We start from the raw sequence: 24456 nt of genomic DNA on the forward strand, positions 1-24456 counted from the left end.
CGCGAACCGTCACACCCTGGGGAACCTCGAGCAGCGTGCCAACCGTAGCCGGAAGGCCGGCGTGGGCAGGCGCTAGTCGTGAGTGTTCCCAACGGTTAGAACCGTCGCCATCACTCACGACCCCCAAGCCCAGCCTGGATGTGGGAGGGCCCGGCACTCGGGGGAGTTTGAGTGCCGGGCCCGGTTCGGGGAATGCCTTACGGCGTGGGTGCGGCCGGGGTCGGGGTCAGGGTGACCACGACGCGGCGGTAGACCTGGATGGCGCCGGTGGCGCGGTCCCAGGTGATGGAGCCCTTCTGGAAGTCGCTGCGGCGGCCGCCGGGGATGTCGTACTCGTCGGTGGTCGGGTAGCCGAGTTCGGAGCGTTCCCAGCCCATGCTTGCCCACTTGTCGCGGATCGCGCCGAGGACCCAGTGGGCGCCGGTGGTGGGTGACCAGAAGATGGACATCATGCGGTCGGGGTTGTAGTGGACGAACTGGCCTGTGCCGTCGGCGCAGGTGGACTGGTCGATGGCGAGCGGTGCGGGGCTGCCGTTGATGTCGAAGCGGCCCAGGCTTTCGAAGACCGGGATGATGGCTCCGGACAGCATGCGGGCCTCGCCGCGGTCGGCCTTCCAGTAGAGCCTGCCGTTGGTGTAATCGCGGTAGCGGACTCCGTTGTCGACGACCTCGGGCGACTTCGGGTTGCCGATCTTGGCGCGCAGGGCGTCGTCGTTGTACCAGCGCAGCATGATCGGCGTGGTGATGTTCGGGTCGGGGTCGACGACGTTCCAGGTGGCGTCGGCCTTGTAGACGTCGAGGTTGCCGTCCCACCAGTTCTGGCCGCTGTCGTTGGCGGCCCAGATCGAGCCGTTGATGTGGCGCATGAAGCGGCCGGGCAATGCCTTTGACTCCAGTGTCACGCCGGAGCCGGTCAGGCCGGCCTTCGGGCACCAGGTGGCGTCGTTCTTGAACTGGTCGCTGCCGTCGCTGGCGTGCAGCTTGACGCGCATGTCCTGCTGGCGCAGGTAACTTCCGACGTGCTCGGACGACTCGAAGGAGTAGCAGGCCGGGTCGGCCAGGCCGGTGACGGTCTTCCAGGTCGACTCGCCGAGCTTCGCCTCGCCGGCGGTGCCGGGGGTGCCCGGGGTGATCCAGGCGTCGCCGCCTCCGCTGCGGACGTACCAGCCCTTGACGCCGGGTGTCGTCGTCATGAGCGACTGGGCGAGCACCGTGTACTGGCCCTCGCTGAGGAACTTGGTGACGTCGGCGGGGGTGCCTGCCAGCGCGGCGGCCGCGGCGGCGACCAGGCGCGGGCGGATGCGGCTCTGCTCGGCCTTGGCCTTGATCTCGCGGACGAGCTGGCGGTCGGCCTCCTCGCGGGCGGCCTTTTCCCTTGCGGCGTCACGCTTGTCGGCGTCGTAGATGCCGGTGTCGATGAACGCCTTCCAAGCAGCGGGGTCGGTGCTGCGCAGCGCCGCGTTGGCGGCGTTGGTGATCTCGATGTGGCGCGGCTGGGACAGCTCGGCGGTGGTCAGGAGCTGGCGGATGAAGTTGTCGTCGGTCAGGTTCGTCCACGGCTCCGGCGCGGTGATCGCGAGCACGGCCGCGGCGTTCTTCTTCGCCAGCTGCGCGGCCAGGACGCGGGCCTTTTCGGCGTCCTCCTGCTTCGCCTTCTCGATGGCGTCGCGCTGGTCCTGGGTGTGCAGGGTGTAGATCGTCGTGGTGATGAACGTCTTCCACGCTCCTGCGTCGCCGCCCCAGGCGTCACCCGCGCCTGCCTTGACCTTGGGTCCGGTCGAGCGGCGCCACACCTGGTAGACGAAGTTCTGGTCGTTGCCGTCGAGCATCGCGGCGTCGGCCGGGATCTCGGCCCAGGCGGCGGCCTTCTGGCGGGCCTCGCGGGCGAGGCGGGCCTCTTCCTGGCGGCGGGCGTACTCGATGCGGTCGCGGTCGGCGAAGTCGAAGACGCCGGTGCGGATGAACGCGGTCGCGTCCGGCGCGTCGGCGCGGTCGACCACGATGCGGTAGACGCGGTACGCCTCGGCCTTGGTCAGCGGGAACTTGTCCGCGCTGATCTTGTCGTAGACCTTGAAGACGAAGTTCTTGTCGGTCAGCATCAGCCACTCGTCGGTGGCCTCGCCGACCTCGATGGCGCGCACGGCCTTGACCTTCTCGACGTCGGACGCCTCGGCGAGCGCGGTGGCCGCCGCGTCAGGGCTCTCCTGCGGGACGGACGGCGGAGGCGGCGGCGCGGCGACGGCCGCGTACCCCGCGGTCGGCGCGACGAGCCCGGCGAGCGCGGCGGCGGTGACGACGGTCGCGCCTACGCGCGCGGACCAGCCACGGTTGATCACAGTTCTTCGCATACCCCAGATACCTTTTTCAGTAGGTGTGCAACCCACCCGGAGAACCGAGGGCATGGCGAAGCGGCGCGCGCGAACAGCCGGCGCCCGAAACCACGAAAGCCCCCAAGTAACCCCAGTGCCGGCATCTACCCCAGTGAGATCCCGGCTTGGGGAAACTAACGTGCCGCACCACGCAAACGCAAGTGCGCCACGAAAAAGTTGACCTTTGTGCATTTACGGGAATGGGTATTTCGCTTAAAGGGCTTACCCGCGCGAGACCGTCTCAGGAAAGTTCCGTGCGGATCACCGGCCCGTTCCCCGGCCTCGCGAATCGCACCCTCGGCCGGTCCGGCGCCCAGCGCTCGACCCACAGGGTGTCCGTGTCGACCCAGGTGAGCACCACCTCGGTGAGGTCCAGCCGGAAGAGATGGCTCGGCTCGGCGTCCTCGCCGACGACCGACTTGAGCTCCTCCCAGTCGGTGATCTCGACCGCGACGCCGGCGATCTTCGCGTCTCCCCCGTCTTCGACGCCGGGGTAGGCGTGGATCGCGAACCGCCCGTCCCGCTGGAGGTCCTTCGCCTTCACCGCGTCGAGCATCGACCCGACGAAGATGTCCGGGCCGTGGAAATCCACCTCCGTTCCGCTCACCCTCGGTGAGCCGTCGGCCCGCAGTGTCGCGAGCATGTGTGACTTGTCCGCCAGGAACCGGGCGAGCACCTTCTCCGCCAGCTCCGGCGCTTCCGTTGTGAACCGCTGCCAGGTAGCCATGTGAAGAGCATCGCATCGACCACCGACAGTTTCGGGTCAGCGGCAGGTCACGCGCCGTAAACGGGCTCCGGGGCAGGGGCTCCCTCAAGAAGCCGTCCGACGACCGGGCCGAGCTCGGACGGCTCCCAGCGGGCGCCCTTGTCCTCCACCACGCCGTGCCGCCACGGGTCGGCCACAGACACCCGGCCACCGTCCACTTCGAACACCCGGCCGGTGACGCCAGAGGACTCCGCGCTGCCCAGCCAGACCACCAGCGGGGACACGTTTTCCGGCGCCATGGCGTCGAAACCGGACGACGGTTTCGCCATGTTCTCCGCGAACGCGACCTCGGTCATCCGGGTGCGCGCGGCGGGCGCGATCGCGTTGACGGTGACGCCGTACCGGCCGAATTCGGCGGCCGCGTTCACGGTCAGCCCGGCGATCCCGGCCTTGGCCGCGGTGTAGTTGCCCTGCCCGACGCTGCCGAACAGGCCCGCGCCGGAGCTGGTGTTGATGATCCGCGCGTCGGGCAGGCGTCCGGCCTTCGACTCGGTCCGCCAGTGCGCCGCCGCGTGCCGCATCGGCGCGAAGTGCCCCTTCAGGTGGACGCGGACGACGGCGTCCCATTCCTCCTCGGAGAGGTTGACGAGCATGCGGTCGCGCAGGAATCCGGCGTTGTTGACCAGGACGTCGAGCCTGCCGAACGACTCCAGCGCGGTGCCGACCAGGTTCTCGGAACCTGCCCAATCCGCCACGTCGTCGGTGTTGGCGACGGCTTTCCCGCCCGCCGCCTCGATTTCCTTGACGACGGTCGACGCCGGATCCAGGTCGACGTCGTTGACCACCACCGACGCGCCCTCGGCCGCGAACGCCAGCGCGTGCGCGCGCCCGATCCCCCGGCCCGCGCCGGTGACGATGACGACCCTGCCCTCGACGATCATTCGCTCTCCTTGCCTGCCGCCGCGAGAAACGCGGGCACTTCGCCGCCACCGTGCACCTTGAGCGTCGCCCCGCTCACGTAGGAAGCCAGCGGGGAAGCCAAGAACACCGCGCACGCGCCGATCTCGTCCGGTTCGGCCAGCCGTCCTAACGGGACGGTCTTGGCGACTTCCACGCCGTCGCCGTAGTGCAGCTGGGAAAGTTCGGTCCTGACCATGCCGACGTCGAGCGCGTTGACGCGCACCTTGGGCGCCCACTCGACGGCCAGGCTCGCCGTGAGGTTGTCGAGCCCGGCCTTCGCGGCGCCATAGGAGGCCGTGCCCGGAGACGGCCGCGTCGCGCTGACGCTGCTGACGTTGACTATCGCGCCACCGGTTTCCTGGTGCTGCATAACGGCGTTCGCCGCGCGGGCGACGGTCAGCGGCGCGAGCAGGTTCAAGGCGACGATCTTGGCGTGGAAGCGCGGTGACGCCGTCGCGGCGTCCGCGTGCGGCGCGCCGCCTGCGTTGTTGACCACGACGTCCAGCCGTCCGTAGCGGTCGACGATGGCCGCGATCAGCGCGTCGACCTGCTCCGGCTCGCGGACGTCGCAGGCGAAGAAGTCCTCGGCGTCGTCCGGCGGGGTGCGGCCGCAGATCGGCACGTGCGCGCCCGCCCGCAGGAAGGCGCGCCTGATCCCGGCGCCGACCCCGCGCGCGCCGCCGGTGACCAGCACGACGGCGTCGTCGAGCCGGAGCTGGAGAGCTGTACCCGAGTCGTGCACCCTGCTAACGTACCAAGCAAGTGCTAGGTTTGGTAACCCGTGAGGACACGTATGCCGGTCAACACCCAGCAGCCAGAGCCCGGGATCACCGTGGTCACGGTCGACGCTCCCCCGGTCAACGCCCTCACCGTGCGCGGCTGGTTCGACCTGGCCGAAGCCGTCCGCAAGGCGGGCGAGGACCCGGCGACGCACGTCGTCGTGCTGCGCGCGGAGGGCCGGGGGTTCAACGCCGGCGTCGACATCAAGGAAATACAGGCCGATCCCGGCTACGGCGCGCTGATCGGCGCGAACCAGGGCTGCGCCGCCGCGTTCGCCGCGGTGTACGACTGCGCGGTGCCGGTCATCGCGGCCGTGCACGGCTTCTGCCTCGGCGGCGGGATCGGGCTGGTCGGCAACGCGGATGTGGTGGTGGCCAGCGAAGACGCCACGTTCGCACTGCCCGAAGTGGACAGAGGCGCGCTCGGCGCGGCCACCCACCTCGCGCGGCTCGTGCCGCAGCATCTGATGCGCGCGCTGTACTACACGGCGGGCACGATCGACGCCCATCAGCTGCATCACCACGGCTCGGTCTACGCGGTCGTGCCACGCGCCGACCTCGACGAGACCGCGCTGGGCGTCGCCAGGCGGATCGCCGCGAAGGACACCCGGGTGATCAGGGCGGCGAAGCAGGCGATCAACGGCATCGACGTGCAGCCGGTGCACCGCAGCTACCGCTTCGAACAGGGCTTCACCTTCGAACTCAACCTCGCGGGCGTCTCCGACGCGGCGCGCCAGGACTTCTTGGACGGCAAGTGATGGACAAGCGGATGACCGTCGACGAGATGGTCGGCGAGCTCGCGGACGGGATGACGATCGGGATCGGCGGCTGGGGCTCGCGGCGCAAGCCGATGTCCTTGGTACGGGCCATCTTGCGGTCCCCGCTCAAGGACCTGACCGTCGTCTCCTACGGCGGCCCGGACGTCGGGCTGCTGGTGTCCGCCGGCAAGATCCGGCGGCTGGTGTTCGGGTTCGTCACACTCGACTCGATCCCGTACGACCCGTGGTTCAGCCGGGTCCGCGAAGCGGGCCAGATCGAGGTGACCGAGTACGACGAGGGCGTGCTGGGCACCGGTCTTTCCGCGGCGGCGCAACGGCTTCCGTTCCTGCCGACCCGTGCGGGCCTCGGCTCGGACGTGCTGACCTTCAACCGCTCGCTGCGGACGATCCACTCCCCTTACGACGACGGCGAGGAGCTGCTCGCCGTGCCCGCGCTGCGGCTGGACGCGGCGCTGCTCCACCTCAACCGGGCCGACGCGCGGGGCAACGTGCAGTACCTCGGGCCGGACCCGTACTTCGACGAGCTGTACGCGCTCGCCGCCGATCGCGTGTACGTGTCGGTCGAGAAGGTCGTCGAGACCGCCGAACTGACACGAGAAGCGCCGGTGCAGAGCCTGCTGCTGAACCGCGGTTTCGTGCACGGCGTCGCGGAATCACCGCGGGGCGCGCACTTCACCACGGCCGTTCCCGACTACGGACGCGACGAGCGGTTCCAACGGCATTACGTCGACTGCGCCAAGGATCTCGAAGCGTGGCCTGGCTTCGTGGACCGGTACCTGTCCGGAGACGAGGCCCGCTACCAGGCCGAGGTCGCCAAGTTCGAGGAGGCAGCGTGATCCGCGCCGATGTGGCCGTCGCCGCGTGCGCCGACCTGTTCCGGGGTGACGGCGAGATCGTCGCGAGCCCGATGGGGTACATCCCGGCGCTGGGCGCCCGGCTGGCGCGGCTGACCTTCGAGCCGGACCTGCTGCTGTCCGACGGCGAGGCATACCTGCTCGACGCCGACGGCACGCTCGAAGGCTGGCAGCCGTTCCGCAAGGTGCTCGACACCGTGGTGCCACGCGGAAAACGGCACGTGGTGATGGGCGCGAACCAGATCGACCGGCACGGCAACCAGAACATCTCGGCCATCGGCTCGCACGCGCGGCCGACGCGGCAGCTGCTCGGCGTGCGCGGCGGGCCCGGCAACACGGTGAACCACCGCACCAGCTACTGGGTGCCGCGCCACAGCACCCGGGTCTTCGTCGACCAGGTCGACGTGGTCTCCGGCGTCGGCTACGAACGCGGTGCGGGGCAACGGTTCCACGACGTGTACCGGGTGGTCAGCAACCTCGGCGTGCTCGACTTCGGCGGGCCGGGTCACGCGCCGCGCCTGCTCTCGGTGCATCCGGGCGTGTCGGTCGAGGTGGTGGTCGCGGCGACGTCGTTCGCACTGGACGTCTCCGACGTCACCGAGACGCGCACGCCGACCGGCGAAGAGCTGAAGCTGATCGACTCGCTCGACCCGAAGTCGTTGCGGGACAAGGAAGTCCCGTCGTGAAGACGGCGTTGACCTCGCTGGCCGGCATCGAGCACCCGGTCGTGCAGACCGGGATGGGCTGGGTCGCCGGGCCACGACTGGTCACCGCGACCGCCGAGGCGGGCGGCCTCGGCATCCTGGCCTCGGCGACGATGACGTTCGACGAGCTGGCGGCCGCGGTCAAGGAGGTCCGAGGCCGCACCGACCGGCCGTTCGGGGTCAACCTGCGCGCGGACGCGCACGACGCCGAGCGCCGCATCGACCTCCTGATCTCGGAAGACGTCCGCGTCGCCTCGTTCGCGCTGGCCCCGCGCCCGGAGATGATCGCGCGGCTGAAGGAGCACGGGATCGTGGTGATCCCGTCGATCGGCGCGGCCAAGCACGCGGCGAAGGTCGCGTCCTGGGGCGCCGACGCGGTGATCGTGCAGGGCGGCGAGGGCGGCGGGCACACCGGCGGCGTCGCGACCACGTTGCTGCTGCCGTCCGTGCTGGACGCGGTCGACATCCCGGTGATCGCCGCCGGTGGCTTCTTCGACGGCCGAGGCCTCGCGGCGGCGCTGGCGTACGGCGCGGCCGGGGTCGCCATGGGCACCCGGTTCCTGCTGACCCAGGAGAGCACGGTCCCGGACGCGGTGAAGCGGGAGTACCTGCGCCGCGACCTGAACGGCACGGTCGTCACGCGCAAGGTCGACGGCATGCCGCACCGGGTGCTGCGGACGGAGCTGGTCGACGCGCTGGAGTCGTCGCGCACCGGCACGCTGCGCGCGGTGCGCAACGCCGTCCGCTTCCGCAAGCTGACCGGCGTGTCGTGGCCCGCGCTGGTGCGCGAGGGCCTCGCGCTGCGGCGGGAGCGGACGTGGTCGCAGGTGATCATGGCGGCCAACACCCCGATGCTCCTGCGCGCGGGCCTCGTCGACGGCGACACCCAGGCGGGCGTGCTGGCGTCCGGCCAGGTCGCGGGACTGCTCGACGACCTGCCGACGGTGGCCGCGCTGGTCGGGGAGATCGTCGCCGACGCGGAGCGGATCCTCGCTCGGTTGGCCGGAAATCCTTGTGGTTGACTTGATTCATGATCCCGGTGACCGGCGGTGAGCTGCAGGTGAGTGTCACCGGCGACGGTCCCCCGCTCCTGCTGATCGCGGGTGGGCTGGGCGCCGCCGACGCCTACCGGACGCTGGCGAGGCACCTCGACGGCTTCACCATCATCAGCTATGACCGCCGAGGCCATTTCCACAGCTCAGACCACACATCCGGGCCTATCCCGGTCACTCGCCACGCCGACGACGTGGCCACGGTGCTCGAGCATCTCGCACTTGGCCCGGTGAGCGTGTTCGGCAGCAGCGCGGGCGCGCTGATCGGCCTCGACCTCGTCTCCCGCCACCCCGCCGCGGTGTCGGTGCTCGTCGCCCACGAACCGCCCGCCGTCCAGCTCATGCCGGACGCCGGGGCCTGGCTGGAGGATGTCGCCCAGCAGGTCCGGCTGGCCCGTTCGGGTGACCTGATGGCCGCCTTCACCCGCTTCGTCGGCGGCATCGCCGGCGCCGCGCTGCCCGACCTGCGCGCGGTCCGCCTGCCGAACGAGAACGAGTGGCGGTTCCTTTTCGACCGTGAGATCACGGAGTTCTTCGATTATCTGCCGGATTTGCGCGCCTTGCGCAAATCCGGCGTCGACATCGTGCCGACCGCGGGCGTGGGGAGCCGGGGGCGATACCACTACCAGCCCGCGAAGGTGCTGGCACTCGAACTCGGCCTGCCCTTCGTGGAGTCGCCGGGTGCGCACCTTGCGCCCCAGCGGAACCCGAAGGAATTCGCGGTCGCGCTGCGCGAAATGCTGTCGTGAGTGGTACGACCGGTTAGAACCGGCCGTACCACTCACGAGCCTTTCTAGAAGAATCCCTTCGACGTCCGCTTGCCGTTGTGCCAGGTTTCCGCCCGGTGACTGAACGGCAGCTTCGGCACTGTCGTCAGGCCGTCCAGCGGCCCCATCGAGCCCCTGGCCAGGTTTCGCGGCGCCTCACCCTGCCGGTATTGGATCGTCTCGAAGTCCGGATAGGCGTGCCCGATGATGGCGACATCGGCGTTGTTCCCGTTCAGACTGATCCCGACGACCTGCTCGGTCGGGAACATCGGGTCGGTCACGCTGTTGATCCCCGACAACGAGAGCACCATCTTCGCTCCGTCGTCCGTCTCTTCCGCCTCCATGATCGAGATCTGGTTCAGGCACGACGAGCAGTTGATCTCCTTGGCCGGGACCACCTTCGCGGGCGTGTCCGGCAAGGTGACCATTCCACCGCACATGTGGCAGTACCGCTCGCCGCCTTGCCTCGACTGGATCGTGCTCGGCGTGACCGTGTACGAGACCTCGCCGGTATCGGTGTCCCACGCCACCGCCATCCGGAACCCCGCCGTCGGGGCATCGGAGAAGTCGCGGTTGTCACCGAACAGCATCCCGAACACGGCGTCCTGCTTGGAGATGAAGGTCCTGGCCACGATGATGCCCTTGCCGGGAGCCTTCACGCCCGTCTTGATCGTCTTGCGGGTGCTGTTCGCGGGCGGCTGGCCGAAGTAGGTCTCCTTCGCCACCTCCTGGTCGGACTTACGGTGGTCCGGCGCGTACCTGCCGTCCGGCAGGCCGTTGCGGCAGTCGTTGTCCGGGCACATGATCAGCCCGGACGGGTCGGACATGGTGACCGGCGAGTTGCCCGCGTAGGCGTACGCGTTGAACTGCTGCGGGTTGCCCGAGTCCAGCAGCGGGTCGACCGAGACGAACTTGCCGGTCGCGGGGTCGTAGTCCCGCTCACCCAGCCTGGTCAGCCCGGTCTTGGCGTCCGGCTGGCCGCCGACGAACCCGCGGTTGGCAGGCCAGGTCGCCGGCTTCGGCTGCCGTTCCTGGCCGAACGGGTCGACCCGGTTGTAGGACACCGCGAGGTCGCTCGCCTTGACCGCGGCCGTGTCGGTGCCGTTGCGGTCCTGCAGCAGCCAGCTGAGCCCGCCCGCCGCGGTCCGCATGCCGATCGTCGCGCCGTTGTGCTTGTAGATCCGGGTCCCGCTCTTGACGCCGGTCGCCTTGTCGACACGCACCTCGCCGCTGGCCAGGTACAGCGTCGCGCCCTTGCTGTCCTTGCTGATCAGCCGTTCACCGCTGGGCCCGTACACGTACGACGTGGTGCCGTTCGTGTCGGTCACCGACGCCAGCCGGTCCTCGGTGTCCCAGTCCAGCGTCTGCGCGGTGCCGTCCGCCTTCGGCCTGGTGCTGGCGCTGCCGGACGCGGTGTAGCCGTAGTCGCCGACTCCCGCGCCTTCACCGGTGGTGGTCACCTTGGTGACCGCGTGCGGCCTCGGCTGACCGGCCACCGGGTAGTCCGAGACCCGCTGGGACTTGACCGTGCCGTTTTCCGCGTACTTGGTCTCCTTCTTCCGGTTGCCGACGGCGTCGTACTCGTACTTGTTCCAGTACGGGGCCAGCCCGCCGAGGCTGCTGCCCGCCGCGCCCGCGCACTGCGCCGTGGAGGTCCACACGTTCGTCATCCGCTGGACGTGGTCGTACGCGAAGCACTGCACGTCCTGCTTCTCGCCCAGTGTCTGCGTGTCGACCTTGGTGACGTTGCCCGCCGGGTCGTACCCGAAGTTGACGTCGGACTGCAGGTTCCACTCCTTGCGGTGTTCCATGGTCGTCCTGGACACCCGCCGCGTCGCCCGGTCGTAGTCGTTGCGCTGCCAGGTCTCCTTGTTCACGTCGCCCAGCCGCAGCAGCTCCGGCTCGCCGAACTCGGTGTACCGGGTGAACCCGACGTAGGTCGCGGTGCCGACGCCCTTCAGGGTGCTCGGCTTGCCCCAGTTGTCGTACCGGTACTGCAGCGTCTCCTGGCCGAGCCCGCCGTCGAGCGCTGGCGCGGTCTCCTGGTCCAGACCACCGGCGACGTTGTAGACGGCGCTGGTCTGATAGGTGCCCTGCAGGCCGTCACCGGTGTCCGGGATGGTCACCTTCGTGCCGGTCGCGTGATAGCCCGCGTCGTAGCCGGTGATCTCGAACTTGTACTCGGCGGTGCCGACGAACCGGCTCGACGACACGAGCTGGCCCTTGACCGTCCTGCCGTCCTTGTAGGTGTCGTAGTCCCACTTGGCCAGCACCGGGGCGTTCTCCTCGGTGCCCGCCTTGCTCACGGTGCGGCGCCCGAGCGCGTCGTAGCCGTACACGACCTTCTTCTGGCGCGCGTCGGTGCGGACCACGAGCTGACCGCCGTCGTCGTACTCCAGCGTGTTCGTGCCCTTGTCGGGGTCCTTGACCTCGGTCTGCCTGCCGAGCTTGTCGTACTTGTACTCCCACTTGTTGCCCGCGGCGTCGGTCATCGTCTTCGGCTCGCCGGTCTTGGTGTAGGTGTACGACGTGTCCTCGCTGGCGCTGGTGGCCAGCGCGGTCGTGTGCTGCGCCTGCTTGGTGACCAGGCCGCGCGCGTCCGTGAAGGAGGTCGTGGTGGTGCCGCCCACCGGCGGGACGGCCACGGTGCGGTCGCCCTTGTAGGTGGTCGTCGAGCGCCACTTCTCCTGGCCTTGGCTGCGCACGACCGTCGCCGTCGGCCGCTCGACCGCGTCGAACTCGGTGATGGTCTGCGTGGGCACGTCGGCGTCGCCCGCGCTGGAGACGAACAGGTCACGGCCGGGCTGGCCGGCGGCCAGGTACTTGCCGTTGTTGACCACCGCGAGGCCGCGGGTGTCGTACTTCGTGTCCGTGACCACCCTCGTCGTCGACGTGCTGCCGTTGACCCACGGGTTCTCCTGGGTCTGCCTCGGCCGCAGGAAGCCGTCGTAGAGCACGAACCCGGACACGTAGTTCAACCGCGAGGTCAGCGTGTCCGTGACGACCGCGCTCGTGCCGTCGTTGCGCAGGAAGTAGGAGAACCGCTGGTTCCCCGCCTCGCCGTCCGCCTTGGACCGGCCCGGCCGCCAGACCTCGGTCAGCCTGCCGAGCGGGTCGTAGGCCAGGTCGGTGCGCTTGCCGTTGAGGTCGACCACCGCCTTGGGCTGGTTGATGGCCTGGTCGAAGGTGGTCGTGGTGATGCCGCCTGCCGGGTTGGTGACCACCATGCCGGTGGGCACCCCGGCCGCCGGGGTGTAGGCGGTGGTGGTCACCCGCTTGAGCGCGTCGGTCTCCTTGGTGACGCGGCCGTAGCCGTCGTAGGCGGTCTCCGACTCGGTGAGCCAGTCGGTGGCCTTCCCGGCGAAGTCGAACGACTTGACCTTGCGCACCTTGGTCGCGTTGCCGGCGGTGGCGACGCCGAGTCCCTGTCCGTCGTAATAGGTCTCGGTCACGCCGAGCGCGTCGTCGGGATACTTCGCCGCCGCGCCACAGGCGACACCCGTCAGCGTCTCGCTGCTCGGCAGGTTCGTGGCCGAGCCGTCCGCGTTCTTGGCGTACGCGGTCGTGGTGCACCGGTTGTCCTCGGTGTCGGCGACGTCGCCGAGATCGTTGACCTGGGTCAGCAACCCGGTGCCGTCGTCGTAGGTGTTGGTGAGCTCGGTGGTGCGCGGATCGGCCGCGCCGTCGATCGCGGTGCGGGTGAAGGTCTTTTCGGTACGGACCCGGTGCGCGGCCGCCTTGTCCTGCGTGCCGGTCGTCCAGATCTTCGGCAGGTTGAGCGTCGCCGACACCTCGGCGCCGTTCACTCCATTGTGGACGATGCTTTCCAGCTCGAAGCCTTCCAGCCCGTCGAGGTCGTCACGTTCGACGCCCTTGGAGTCCTTGACCTTGGCGCTCCTGACGCCGCCCAGGTTGTTGTCGCGGCCGCCCTGCATGCCGCGGAAGAACCGGTGCTCCTGCTCGGAGACCTTGACTCCCGGCTCGGCGGCGGTGTTGCCGTGCTGCACGGTGACCTTGTCGAAGCCGCGCCACTGCGACCACGTCCGGTTGCGCTCCAGCGTCAGCGGATCGTCGTCGTAGCGCCACGCGCCCGGCCCGTAGCTGTACTTGGTCAGCTCGGCGAGCGAGCCGCCGACGCGGTCACGCTTGAGCACCTCCTTGACCACGTACTTGTTGAACCAGTGGATGCGGCCGGGCGCCTGGTCGGGCTGCCAGTACTGCGGGAAGCAGCGCTTGTCGTTCTCCCACGCGTTGGCGGTCGCGACGCAGTCGGACTCGTACCAGTTCACGTTGACCGAGCCGCCGGTTTCGTTGTGCACCACGTTGATCCGTGGCTTGTTCAGCTTCGGGTAGGCGAGCGAGGTGTTCACCCGGTTCGCCTCCATGGTGTAGCCGAAGACGATCGACGGCTCCGGCGCGGTGCCGCCCGCCAGCCCGGTGTGCGTCACCTTGTCCAGCTTCAGCGTCGCGTCGGTGCCGTCACCGGGGTCGACGTAGCTGTGCTCCAGGTCCCACGAGTCCACCGGCGCGTACTGGCCGTCGACGAGTGTCTTGGTGGTGAGCTTCTTCAGCCGCTTCGTCGACCAGAACGTCGGCGACACCTTCGAACAGGTCGCGGCGTCACAGAACTGGTCCCACGGGACGTCCTTCTTGGTGCAGTCGACGTTGCGGGTGCAGCGATCGGCCGTCTCGATGTCGACGATCCCGGTCGCCTGGCCGACCACGCCCTCGCGGGTGCCGAACTCGGCGCGCAGCAGCGAACCGCCGCGCGTGTAGTCGGCCTTGGTCTTGCCGTTCTTGTTGTAGGCGTTGGTTTCCTTGGTGTAGAAGTACTTGACCTCGTTCTTGTTGCGGTCGACGACGCGGTCCAGCAGCCACTTCCAGCCCTGGTCACACGAGGACGCCGCGAAGTTGTTCGGCACGTAGCACGGTTCGCCGTCGTTGTTGCCGAACACCGGGGCGGTCCAGGTGGAGGCGGCGCCTGGCTCGGAACCGAAGTAGTACTGGGTTCCGTCCACTGTGGTCACCCGCCAGTGGTTGCCGTCGCGGTCGCCGTTGTCCTTTCCGGACAGATACTCGATCTTCGAGCCCTCGTCGTTCGCGGCGTGCCAGCCGTTGCCGTCCTTGACCAGGTCGGTCGCCGAGCCGTTGAACGAGATCGACGCGTGATCGCCTGCCCAGCACTGGTCGTAGCTGTCCTTGGCGCCGTCGTCGGCGCAGGTCCGGAACTTCCAGACGACCGCGCCTGGGCTCATTTCGAAGCCCTCACCGGCCCCGGTGGCCTGGTTGTTCGCCGCGGCGGTGCGGCCGTCGACCGTGCCGGAGTTGTAGCTCAGCACCAGGTTCGGCTTCAGCTCACCCGGCGTCGGCGGCATCTTGAACGGATGCGACCAGGCGAAGGTGCCCGACTGCAGGCCGACCTGCCAGGTCGAGGATTCCGAAAGGGTGGAGGCCCCGTAGTCGCCCGCCACGCCGCCCGCGCCGGTGTCCAGCGCGACCACCGTGCCCTCGGCCGCCACCGGCACGGCGGCGCTGGCCTTGGCCTTGGCCAGGTCGTTGCCCGTCGGCAGCACGGTGCGGGTCCGGCATTCGGCACGGTCCGGTGTGGACAGTGCGCAGGCCGGCATGCTGATCAGCCGCAGCCTCGACGCCCAGTCACCGCCATAGGCGTACCGGAACTCCGCGTAGTCCACCTCGATGTTGGTCGGCCCTGCGGCCGCGGCCTTGGCGCCGTCGGCGCTGCTCAGCTTGGTCAGCACACCGGACACCCCGGCGGCCTCGGTCGCGTTCCGGTCGAGCACCTCGACCTTGACCTTGCCCGGCGCGGCCTTGCCGGCCGCCTTGGCCGCGGCGCCGCTGATCCAGACCGGGGTCTCCCCCGCCCGCTGCGGCTGCTCGGTCACCGTGACCTCGCCCTCGGCCTTGGCAGGCCAGGTGACCTTCGCGGCGCCCTTGATCACCCTGTTGGCCAACGGGTCTTCGCCCATCGGCTCCAGCGGCGGCTTCTTGCCCGCCACCGGGGTGGTCGTGGACAACGGCGCCGGGTCACCCGGCGGCCGGACCGGCGCCGCACTCGCCGGCGCGGTGACGACCGCGCAGGCGAGTGCCGCGACCAGCACGGCGGTCATTCCTCGTGGTCTGGTCCAGCTTTGTCTTCTTCGCATACTCCACCTCATTTTTCGGGGAAAACGGCGGGTGTCACCTGGCGCGGGTGGCGACGGCGGCGCTCGGCATGGTCGCGACGTAGCCGAGGAGACCGAGGACCCGGTTCCCCGCGCACGCCGGATCCGACGAGTCGAACCGCTCGCTCTCGGTGTTCGTGGCGCAGCGGTAGACCGCCTTGTTCTCCACCCCGGCGGGCGGTGAGGTCCAGATCCAGCCGGACACCTTGACCTGTGTCTTGCCTTCGCAGTTCGCGTCGGTCGAACTGAAGATGTCGGTGCCGTCCTTGCAGGTGCGCAGCGGGACGGTCCCCTCCATCACCGCGAGCGGGACCCGTCCGAACGAGCCTTCGCGGAGGTAACCGGGTGGGAGGTTGGCGACCTCGCTGGTGTGATCGGGTTTGCCGCCGTCGGTGCGGAGGTACCGGATCAGCTCCCCGTAGGCCAGCGTGTAGCCGAGCAGGCCTTCCTTGGTGTGCCCCTCACAACCGGCGTCCGGCGACTCGAAGTGCTCGCCGGGCTTGCCCGTCTTCAGCAGGCAGCGATACAGCGGCAGCGTCGGCAAGCCGGCAGGCGGATTCACATAGACGGCACCGAGCACGCCGAGTTTGCGCTGTCCCTCGCAGGTGTCCATGACCGAGGTGAACGTGTCCTTCTCGAAGTAGCACGAATACAGCAGGCGGGTGTCCGGTGTGCCCACGGGCACGAGCTGGCCCAGCGGCAGCTGCAACCGGTAGTCCCGCGCCAGATCCGGCGCGTTCGTGGTGTAGAACTCGGTGTCGGTGTTGACGTACCGGCTGAGCATGCGGCTCGGCGTCCGGTTCGGCAGCGGGTAGCGGTATTCGTCGCTGATCTCGTCCTCGGTGCGCACACCGCGGAACACCCGGACCTCGTCGATGGTGCCGCGGAACTGGATCGTCGGCCTCGACAAGGACCAGGCGCCCCCGATCCTCAGCTTCGTTCCCGGCCGGACCGCCTCAAACGGCTTGTCCGGCAATCGCGCGACACCGATCTGGACGCCGTCGGCGTAGAGCCGCAGCTCCGGGGCAGCGGCGTCGAACACACCGGCCAAGTGGGTCCAACCCGAGTGCGGCGCGTCGTTGGAAACCGCCTCGTACCAACCGGAGAAGTCGGCCTTGGCGACTCGGAAGACCCACTTCCGCCGCGAGCCGTCATAAGCGAGCTCGGTGGCGATGCCCGGCGGCGCGTCCGCGCTCAGGACGGCCTGCAAGGTCGTGTCCAGCGCTTTCGGCAACGCCCACGCGCTCACCGTGTAGCTGCTTTCGGACGGCACGACCGGGTCCTCGACCGTGGCGATGCCGGTGTCCGAGATGACCATGCCCTGGGTGCCGTTGCGGCCGGGGCCCCAGGCCGCGCCGTGTGACAGGGTGGCCTGCCGGAAGGAACCGCCGATCTCGGTGCTCGTGGCGCCGGTGCCTTCGTCGAACGTCAGCGTCGACTCGGGAACCGCGGGCTCGCCTGCCAGCTTGTCGATCTCGGTCGCACCCGCCACCTGCAGGTCCGACAGCGCGCGGCGGTAGGTCCGCACCTCGTCGACCCTGCCCGGCCAGGTGTCGCCGAACGCGCCGGCCCACTGGCCGCCGCCGATCCTGGGCGGCCCGTCGGCGGACCACCGGCTCGTGTGCGGCACCGAAGCGGCTTCGATTCCGTTGACGTACAACACGATCCGCTGCTCGGACGGGTTGTGGACACCGGTCAGATGAGTCCAGACACCGAGCTTCGCGGGCGCCAGCGCGTAGTCCAGGTTCGGCCAGTCGCCGTTCGGGGCCTGGCCGTCGCGGGTCGCCATGAAGAAGCTCCACGCCTTCGACTCGCCGTGGTAGCCGAGCGCGAACCCGCTGTTGACCTTGCCGTCCTGGCTGACGGCGGTGTGGAAGCCGTTCTGGAAATCGCCGTCCACGCGCACCCACGCGCTGACCGAGAAGCCGACCGTGGTCGTGGTGGACGGGGTGGTGCCGACGGGGAATCCGCCGTTTCCGCCGGTGCGCAGCCCCTTGCCGACCCGCCCCGACGTCCAGGTCGCGATGCCGTCCGGCAGCGTCCCGTTGCGCACGCCGCGGGCGTCGAGCACCTCACGCGATTCGGCGTGGCCGTCGAGCCGCCAATGGGCCGACGGCGGGGTCGGCACGCCCACCCGGAACTCGTACTTCTTGGTGTTGGCCTCGTTGCCCATGTTCCCCGCGGCGTCGACGGAGGTCACTTCGAGGGTGTGCGGGTCTTCGGTCAGCGGGGTGATCAGCGCGGTCGCCTTGCCGCCGACCGCGGGCACCGTGCGGAAGTCCGCACCGGACAGCCGGTACCGGAACTCGGCGACGTCGGCGACCCCGTTGGCGTCGAAGTGGAACTGGCCCGTCTGGCCCGGCGCGCCGCCGTCCGGCCCGGTGCCCCGCTCGGGATAGTGCACGGACGACACCAGCGGTGGTTTGTCCGGCGCGGTGGTGTCGAGGGTGATCTTGCAGGGGCCGCCGTAGTTGAACGACCACGCGCCCCAGGCGTCCATGACGGCGACCCGCCATTCGTACTTCTTGCCGTTGACGAAGTTCTTGTCGTCGAGCTTCATCCGGAAATCACTGCCCGCGTTCTGTTGCGCCAGCAGGTTCTTCTGCCACGGACGGGCGTCGTCACCGCGCTCACGCCACTGGAACTCCGCCTGCACCCGGTCGCCGTTGGGGTCGTTGGCGGACGCGACGAGAATCGGGTTGGCCGTGCTGATGAACGAAGCCGCGTCGTCGGCCTGCGCGCATTTGTGCTTCGGCTCCGAGTACAGGTCGTACGCGTCGTACGGGTGATCGTTGTAGGTGACGGTCAGCTTGGTGTCCCACGGCTTGAACTTCTTCCACGCCAAGGAATCCGCGCGTTCCTCCTCTTCGGTCCTGCCCGGCGCGCGCAGCATGAAGGTCACCGTGCCCTGGCCCTCCGCGACCGCGCCTGCCACGCCACCGCTGACGTTGAAGCCGACCCAGTCCTGCGGGCAGCTCGAACTGTGGCCGTGCGCCACTTCCTTGCTGTCCTGGTGCGCCAGCCAGGTGGGCCCGTTGTTCCACGAGGTCCCACCGTCGATCTTGGTCGTGCGGTAGAGCTCGACCCATTTCTTGGTACAGGAGGGCGACCAGGATTCGAGGAAACTCACCGACGCGCTGAGCACGCCCTTGTCGCGCAGGTCCGTGATGTTCCACTGGAAGTACGACCGCACGTGCACCTTGGGGCTGTCGTAGTCGCTGAAGCCGACCTTGGCGATGTTGTCGCCGTCGCCGTTCCAGTAGTTGTTGCCCCGGTAGGCCGCGGGCACCGCGTAGGTCAGCGCGAACGCGGCCACGCCCGGCGTCCAGTCCGGGTCGATCTCCACCGGGAACACGGTCGCCGGATCGGTCAGCATGGCCTGGTCCGGGATCAGCACGAGCTTGCCTGCCGCGACCTCGGTTTTGACGACGGCGCGCTCGCGCTTGCCGGACGAGTCCCACATCTGCGGCGTCGGCGCTTGGAAGACCACGGCTTCCCTGTCGTCGACCGCGGTGATCGCGCCGGTCTTCTCGACCCGCAGCGAGATCCCCTCGGTCTCCAGTCCGAATCGGACGGTCTTGAGTTCGGGATTCTTCGCCGCCTCAGGGGTTTTCACGATCAGCGAATGCGAGAATCCGTCGCGCTTCGCGACGACCTTGAGGTCCACGCCGGGGTAAACCTCGGGGTAGGTGGCGGTTTCCTGATCGAGGGCAGGGGCGGGCAGTTCCTTGGGCCAGGTGAGGCTGAACCGCTTGCCCGGCGCGCCGAACCGTACGACCGGGGTCTTGCCGCCGGCGGAGAACTCGACCGGGATCGAGGTCGCACCGGGCGCGACGACGTCCGCCTGACGTGCGAGCTTGGTGTCGATTTCGGCCCAGCCGTCGCCTTTGCGGGCCCGGACCGGGCTCAGCGCCTGTTCCCTCTTCATCGAGCCGTCGGGCTCGGCGAAGACCTGCGTGGTCTCGGTCCGCTGGTCGAGCGCCTCGACCTGCTTGCCGGAAGCACGGGCCGCCGCTGCCGCGCCCGCGGTGGTCGCGTGTTCGGTGATCGCCGGTGGCGGCGCGGCGAGCGCGGCCGGTGCGCTCAGCAGCCCCGCGGCGAGCGCCGCCCCCAAGAGTGAGCAAAGTCGTCTTCGCACCAAAACCCCCAGATACGCCGAATCATGGGCAATCTGGAGGAAGAGTGCTGAGGGTGGTTGTCACCTCGCTGGCAAATCGCTGTCAGAACCAGGGTTTCAGGTACGACTGAAAACCCTTGCCACAGTGACCACCTTGGACAGCTCCAGCGTACCCGCGAACCCGGGTCGTCTGCTATATTCGAACACATGTTCGAAGGTCCGATCCTGCATGCCGACCTCGACTCGTTCTACGCGTCGGTCGAGCAGCGGGACGACGTCGCGTTGCGCGGGCGGCCGGTGATCGTCGGCGGCGGGGTGGTGCTCGCGGCGAGTTACGAGGCGAAGGCGTTCGGCGTGCGCACCGCGATGGGCGGGCGGCAGGCGCGGCACCTCTGCCCGCACGCGATCGTCGTGCCGCCGCGGATGAAGGCGTACTCCGAGGCGAGCAAGGCCGTGTTCAGGGTCTTCGACGACACGACTCCGCTGGTCGAGGGGCTGTCGATCGACGAGGCGTTCCTCGACGTCGGCGGCCTGCTGCGGATCTCGGGCACGCCGAGCCAGATCGCCGCGCGGCTCCGACGTGACGTCGCCGAGCGGGTCGGGCTGCCGATCACCGTCGGGGTGGCGCGGACCAAGTTCCTCGCGAAGGTGGCCAGCGGGGTCGCCAAGCCGGACGGCCTGCTCGTCGTCCCGCACGACGGCGAGCTCGCGTTCCTGCATCCGCTGCCGGTCGAACGCCTGTGGGGCGTCGGCAAGGTCACCTCGGCCAAGCTGCGCGAGCGCGGGATCAAGACGGTCGGCGAGGTCGCCGCGCTCAGCGAGCCGGTGCTCGTCTCGCTGCTCGGCGCGGGCACGGGTCGTCACCTGTTCGCGTTGGCGCACAACCAAGATCCGCGCTCGGTGCAGGTCGGCCGCCGCCGTCGCTCGATGGGTTCGCAACGCGCGCTCGGCAGGCGCCGGAGATCCGCCGAAGAGCTCGACGGCATCCTCAGCGCGATCGCCGACCGGCTCGCCAGGCGCCTGCGCGCGGCGCACCGCGTCTGCCGCACGGTCACCTTGCGCATGCGCTTCGCCGACTTCACCAGGGCGACCCGGTCGCACACCCTGCCGGAGCCGACCGAGCACACCGAGGTCATCCTCGCGGCGGCCCGCGAACTGCTCGCCGACGCCAGGACGATGATCGAAGACCAGGGCCTCACCCTGATCGGCGTCGCGCTGTCCAACCTGACCCGCGACAACGCGATCCAGCTCGAACTGCCCTTCGACGGCTACGAGACGACCGCGCTCGACACCGCGCTGGACCAGGTCCGTGACCGCTACGGCTCGGCGGCGATCACGCGCGCGACGTTGCTCGGGCGCCCCGACGACCTGGAGATGCCGATGCTGCCCGACTGAGGATCGCCACGCCCTCGGCGATGTCCGTCGGCGTGCTCGCGGCATACCCGAGCACCAGGCCGGGCGGGCCGGGAACCTGGCTGTGCCAAGACAAGGGCTGCACTTTGACGCCCTGTTCGAGCGCGCGGGCCGCGATGTCCACATCGGACTCCCCGTCGAATGTGATCATCAGGTGCAGGCCGGCGGCGGCGCCGTGCACGGTCGCGTCCGGCCACCGCGTCCGCAACGCCTCGATCATCACGTCGCGGCGCTGCCGATGCCGTCGCCGCACGAACCGCAGCTGACGTTCGAGTTCGCCGGATTCCATCAGGTGCGCGAGAACCAGCTGCGGCAGCACGGCGTTGCCGAGGTCCGCGCATCGCTTGGCCGCCACGACCTCCTCGCGGTACTCGGACGGCACCAGCAGCCAGCCGACGCGCAGCGCCGGCGCGAGCAGTTTCGACACACTTCCCGTGTAGCAAACGTTTTCGGCGAGCATCGAGCGCAGCGCGGGCACCGGCGGGCGGTCGTAGCGGTGCTCGGCGTCGTAGTCGTCCTCGATGATCAAACCGCCCCAGCGCATCAGCTCGCGGCGCCGTTCCCCGTCGAGCACCACGCCGGTCGGGAACTGATGCGCGGGCGTCATCACCACGACCGGAGCACCGCTCTCGCGCAGGGCGTCCACGCGCACCCCGTAGCCGTCGACCGGGATCGGCGGCGTGCGCAGGCCCAGATAGTGCAGGTGCTGGCGGGCACCCAGCGAACTCGGATCCTCCACCGCCACCTCGGAAATCCCGCGCCGCATCAGCACCATCGCCAGCAACGCGAGCGATTGGGCGACCCCGGCGACGATGATCACCTCGCCCGGATCCACGCTGATCCCCCGGCTCCGCGCCACCCAGTTCGCGACCGCCGCCCGCAGCGCCGGGGCGCCACGCGGGTCCCCGTAGCCGAAGTCGGCCGCCGAAAGCGTGCTCAGCACCGCGCGCTCGGCACGCAGCCAAGCCGTCCGGGGAAAGGCGGCCAGGTCCGGCACGCCGGGCGAAAGGTCGATCCGCGCGGGCACGGCGCGGATGGCGTCGAAGATGTCCCTGTCCGGCTCGGCGGCGAACGGGCTCGCGAAGCTGTCCGCCGGCACCGGCGTCTGGGGTGACGCGGGCGCGGCGACGACGATCGTCCCGGCCCTGCCTCGGCCGTCGGCGTGACCGTCTTCGATCAGCCGTTGGTAAGCCTCGACCACCACGCCCCGCGAAACCCTCAGCTCCTCGGCGAGCACCCGCGTCGCGGGCAGCTTGCCGCCGACGGGCAGCCGGCCGTCCGAAATCGCCAGCCGCAGCCTTTGCGCGAGCCAGTCCGACAACCCGCCCGCAGGCGCGTCGCCGAGGTTGAGCTGCAGGAAGTCGGAGCCGGTTTTGGTCCGATTCAGCGAGGTATCTTTGGACCTGCCCATGGGACCATTATGCGCGCAAGCTGGTCCGCATGAGTATCGAGTTCCTGCTGACGGCACTGCTCGTGGTCGTCACCCCCGGCACCGGCGCGCTCTACACGATCGCCGCGGGCCTCTCCCGTGGCGTGCGCGCGAGCGTGCTGGTCAACATCCTCAACCCGAAGCTGACCATCTTCTTCGTCGCGTTCCTGCCGCAGTTCGTCCCGAGCGGCGCGCCCGGTGCGCTCGGCCACATGATCGAGCTGAGCGCGGTCTTCATGGCGCTGACCTTCGTGGTGTTCGCGGCCTACGGCTGGTTCGCCGCGGCGATCCGCTCGCACGTCATCTCCCGGCCGAAGGTGCTGACCTGGCTGCGCCGCGTCTTCGCAGGCGGGTTCGCCGCGCTAGGCGCGAGGCTCGCCTTCGGGGACGTTTAGCGTTTTGAGATGATGGCCGCCGAGGTACTTTTCTCAGAAAGGACAGCGGTGGACACGCAGATCGAGACGCTCGAATTCCAGGCCGAGGCGCGCCAGCTCCTGCAGCTGATGGTCCATTCGATCTACTCGAACAAGGACATCTTCCTGCGCGAGCTGATCTCCAACGCGTCGGACGCGCTGGACAAGCTGCGGCTGGCGGCGTTCCAGGACAAGGAGCTGCAGGCCGACACCACCGATCTCCACATCACGCTCGAGGTCGACAAGGAAGCGCGGACGCTGAGCGTGCGCGACAACGGCATCGGGATGTCGCGTGAGGAGGTGGTCACCCTCATCGGCACGATCGCGAAGTCGGGCACCGCCGACCTGCTGCGCAAGATGAAGGAGGCCAAGGACACGGCCGCTTCCGCCGAGCTGATCGGCCAGTTCGGCGTCGGTTTCTACTCCGCGTTCATGGTCGGCGACAAGGTCACGTTGCTGACGCGCCGCGCGGGCGAGACCGAAGCGACCCGCTGGGAATCCGGTGGCGAGGGCACCTACACGATCGAGACGGTCGACGACGCGCCGCAGGGCACCTCGGTCACCGTGCACCTCAAGCCGGAAGACGCCGAGGACCACCTTTTCGACTACACCGCCGATTGGAAGATCAAGGAGATCGTCCAGCGGTACTCCGATTTCATCACCTGGCCGGTCCGGATGGCCGTCGAGCGCGACGGCGAGTCCTCGGTCGAGACGATCAACTCGATGAAGGCGCTGTGGGCGCGGTCGAAGGACGACGCGACCGAGGCCGAGTACCACGAGTTCTACAAGCACATCAGCCACGACTGGACCGACCCGCTGGAAACCATCCAGATGAAGGCGGAAGGCACCTTCGAGTACCAGGCGCTGCTGTTCCTCCCGTCGCACGCGCCGCTGGATCTCTACATGCGTGAACGCAAGCGCGGCGTGCAGCTCTACGTCAAGCGCGTGTTCATCATGGACGACTGCGAAGCGCTGATGCCGGAGTATTTGCGATTCGTCAAGGGTGTCGTCGACGCGCAGGACCTTTCGCTGAACGTTTCGCGCGAGATTCTCCAGCAGGACCGTCAGATCCAGTTGATGCGCCGCCGTCTGGTCAAGAAGGTGCTCTCCACCGTCAAGTCCATGATGGACAGTGAGAAGTACCAGACGTTCTGGAAGGAATTCGGCCCCGCGGTCAAGGAAGGTCTCGTCAACGATTTCGACAACCGCGAGACCATTCTCGAAATCTCGTCGTTCGAAACCACGCACGACACCGAAAAGCCTTCCACGCTGCGCCAGTACATCGAGCGCATGAAGGACGGCCAGGAGCACATCTACTACCTGACCGGCGCGTCGCGCTCGACCATCGAGAACTCGCCGCACATGGAAGCGTTCAGCGCCAAGGGTTTCGAGGTGCTGATCCTGACCGACGCGGTCGACGAGATGTGGGTCGACCAGGTCGGCGAGTTCGACGGCAAGCGGTTCCAGTCCATCGCCAAGGGCCAGGTCGACCTGGACACCGAGGAAGAGAAGAAGGACGCCGAGTCCGAGCGCGACCAGCAGCAGAAGGACTTCGCGTCCCTGCTCACCTGGATGACGTCGACGCTGGAGGAGAACGTGAAGGAGGTGCGGCTCTCGTCGCGCCTGACCACGTCGCCCGCCTGCATCGTCGGCGACGCGAACGACGTCACCCCCACGCTCGAGAAGATGTACCGCGCGATGGGCCAGGACGTCCCGCCCATCAAGCGCATCCTCGAACTCAACCCCGCCCACCCGCTGGTCGCCGGCCTGCGCACGGCCCACGACGAGGGCAAGGACGACGCCGACCTGGCGGAGCTCCTGTACGGCCTCGCCCTGCTCGCCGAGGGCGGCGACCTGAACGACGCGCCGCGCTTCACCCGGCTGCTGGCCGACCGGCTCGCCCAGACGCTGTAGGCGGTTCGGGGCGTCCCG

At 69.0% G+C, this 24456-nt stretch carries 15 protein-coding genes; 8 read left to right on the forward strand and 7 right to left on the reverse strand.

Annotated elements, in window-relative coordinates:
- Positions 1–197 precede the first annotated feature (197 nt).
- From AB5J62_RS27530 to AB5J62_RS27545, 4 genes are all read right to left on the reverse strand, one after another.
- Positions 198–2348, reverse strand: coding sequence for an AbfB domain-containing protein (locus AB5J62_RS27530; RefSeq protein ID WP_370942820.1), 2151 nt, complete (start codon positions 2346–2348; stop codon positions 198–200).
- 262 nt (positions 2349–2610) lie between these two features.
- Positions 2611–3096 (reverse strand): pyridoxamine 5'-phosphate oxidase family protein, encoded by a 486-nt coding sequence (locus tag AB5J62_RS27535; RefSeq protein ID WP_370942821.1) that lies wholly within the window; start codon positions 3094–3096, stop codon positions 2611–2613.
- 47 nt (positions 3097–3143) lie between these two features.
- Positions 3144–4016 (reverse strand): SDR family oxidoreductase, encoded by an 873-nt coding sequence (locus AB5J62_RS27540; RefSeq protein WP_370942822.1) that lies wholly within the window; start codon positions 4014–4016, stop codon positions 3144–3146.
- The gene (locus tag AB5J62_RS27545; RefSeq protein WP_370942823.1) at positions 4013–4777 is read right to left on the reverse strand and encodes an SDR family oxidoreductase; all 765 of its coding nucleotides are present in this window, start codon (positions 4775–4777) and stop codon (positions 4013–4015) included. The genes AB5J62_RS27540 and AB5J62_RS27545 overlap by 4 nt, the downstream gene beginning before the upstream one ends.
- A gap of 51 nt (positions 4778–4828) precedes the next feature.
- On the opposite strand from AB5J62_RS27545, the gene AB5J62_RS27550 reads away from it, so the two are divergent.
- Genes AB5J62_RS27550 through AB5J62_RS27570 form a run of 5 tightly spaced genes read left to right on the forward strand, consistent with a single transcriptional unit; the run spans position 4829 to position 8952 of the window.
- A complete protein-coding gene (locus tag AB5J62_RS27550) occupies positions 4829–5572 on the forward strand; it encodes an enoyl-CoA hydratase family protein (protein WP_370942824.1) in 744 nt (247 codons plus the stop codon).
- Positions 5569–6429, forward strand: coding sequence for a CoA transferase subunit A (locus AB5J62_RS27555; RefSeq protein WP_370942825.1), 861 nt, complete (start codon positions 5569–5571; stop codon positions 6427–6429). Before AB5J62_RS27550 ends, AB5J62_RS27555 begins: the two co-directional genes overlap by 4 nt.
- Positions 6426–7133 (forward strand): CoA-transferase subunit beta, encoded by a 708-nt coding sequence (locus AB5J62_RS27560; RefSeq protein WP_370942826.1) that lies wholly within the window; start codon positions 6426–6428, stop codon positions 7131–7133. Before AB5J62_RS27555 ends, AB5J62_RS27560 begins: the two co-directional genes overlap by 4 nt.
- Entirely contained in the window at positions 7130–8173 is a 1044-nt protein-coding gene (locus AB5J62_RS27565) for an NAD(P)H-dependent flavin oxidoreductase (protein ID WP_370942827.1), read from the forward strand. Before AB5J62_RS27560 ends, AB5J62_RS27565 begins: the two co-directional genes overlap by 4 nt.
- 8 nt (positions 8174–8181) lie before the next feature.
- The gene (locus tag AB5J62_RS27570) at positions 8182–8952 is read left to right on the forward strand and encodes an alpha/beta fold hydrolase (protein ID WP_370942828.1); all 771 of its coding nucleotides are present in this window, start codon (positions 8182–8184) and stop codon (positions 8950–8952) included.
- A gap of 44 nt (positions 8953–8996) precedes the next feature.
- Here the strand turns inward: AB5J62_RS27570 and AB5J62_RS27575 are convergent, their stop codons facing one another.
- The gene (locus AB5J62_RS27575) at positions 8997–15098 is read right to left on the reverse strand and encodes an RHS repeat-associated core domain-containing protein (RefSeq protein WP_370942829.1); all 6102 of its coding nucleotides are present in this window, start codon (positions 15096–15098) and stop codon (positions 8997–8999) included.
- A gap of 70 nt (positions 15099–15168) precedes the next feature.
- Positions 15169–19290, reverse strand: a complete 4122-nt coding sequence (locus tag AB5J62_RS27580; RefSeq protein WP_370942830.1) for a LamG-like jellyroll fold domain-containing protein — start codon at positions 19288–19290, stop codon at positions 15169–15171.
- Between the two features lie 186 nt (positions 19291–19476).
- Here AB5J62_RS27580 and dinB point away from each other — a divergent pair, with 186 nt between their 5' ends.
- Positions 19477–20664, forward strand: a complete 1188-nt coding sequence (gene dinB, locus AB5J62_RS27585; RefSeq protein ID WP_370942831.1) for a DNA polymerase IV — start codon at positions 19477–19479, stop codon at positions 20662–20664.
- On the opposite strand, the gene AB5J62_RS27590 is transcribed toward dinB, so the two are convergent.
- Positions 20603–22093 (reverse strand): PLP-dependent aminotransferase family protein, encoded by a 1491-nt coding sequence (locus tag AB5J62_RS27590; protein WP_370942832.1) that lies wholly within the window; start codon positions 22091–22093, stop codon positions 20603–20605. The two genes, dinB and AB5J62_RS27590, sit on opposite strands and share 62 nt — an antisense overlap.
- A gap of 29 nt (positions 22094–22122) precedes the next feature.
- On the opposite strand from AB5J62_RS27590, the gene AB5J62_RS27595 reads away from it, so the two are divergent.
- Entirely contained in the window at positions 22123–22506 is a 384-nt protein-coding gene (locus AB5J62_RS27595) for a LysE family translocator (protein WP_370942833.1), read from the forward strand.
- A 48-nt stretch (positions 22507–22554) separates the two neighbouring features.
- Complete coding sequence (htpG, locus tag AB5J62_RS27600) at positions 22555–24438, forward strand: molecular chaperone HtpG (protein WP_370942834.1); 1884 nt, start codon at positions 22555–22557, stop codon at positions 24436–24438.
- The last annotated feature ends 18 nt before the right edge of the window (positions 24439–24456 follow it).

Origin of the sequence: Amycolatopsis sp. cg5 (genome assembly GCF_041346955.1) — a bacterium.
Taxonomy (GTDB): Bacteria; Actinomycetota; Actinomycetes; order Mycobacteriales; family Pseudonocardiaceae; genus Amycolatopsis.

What these genes read in the sequence shown, in the direction of transcription:
- AB5J62_RS27530 (WP_370942820.1), bottom strand. Translation starts at nt 2,348, where the DNA reads ATGCGAAGAACTGTGATCAACCGTGGCTGGTCCGCGCGCGTAGGCGCG.
- AB5J62_RS27535 (WP_370942821.1), bottom strand. Translation starts at nt 3,096, where the DNA reads ATGGCTACCTGGCAGCGGTTCACAACGGAAGCGCCGGAGCTGGCGGAG.
- AB5J62_RS27540 (WP_370942822.1), bottom strand. Translation starts at nt 4,016, where the DNA reads ATGATCGTCGAGGGCAGGGTCGTCATCGTCACCGGCGCGGGCCGGGGG.
- AB5J62_RS27550 (WP_370942824.1), top strand. Translation starts at nt 4,829, where the DNA reads ATGCCGGTCAACACCCAGCAGCCAGAGCCCGGGATCACCGTGGTCACG.
- AB5J62_RS27570 (WP_370942828.1), top strand. Translation starts at nt 8,182, where the DNA reads ATGATCCCGGTGACCGGCGGTGAGCTGCAGGTGAGTGTCACCGGCGAC.
- AB5J62_RS27575 (WP_370942829.1), bottom strand. Translation starts at nt 15,098, where the DNA reads ATGACCGCCGTGCTGGTCGCGGCACTCGCCTGCGCGGTCGTCACCGCG.
- dinB (WP_370942831.1), top strand. Translation starts at nt 19,477, where the DNA reads ATGTTCGAAGGTCCGATCCTGCATGCCGACCTCGACTCGTTCTACGCG.
- AB5J62_RS27590 (WP_370942832.1), bottom strand. Translation starts at nt 22,093, where the DNA reads ATGGGCAGGTCCAAAGATACCTCGCTGAATCGGACCAAAACCGGCTCC.
- AB5J62_RS27595 (WP_370942833.1), top strand. Translation starts at nt 22,123, where the DNA reads ATGAGTATCGAGTTCCTGCTGACGGCACTGCTCGTGGTCGTCACCCCC.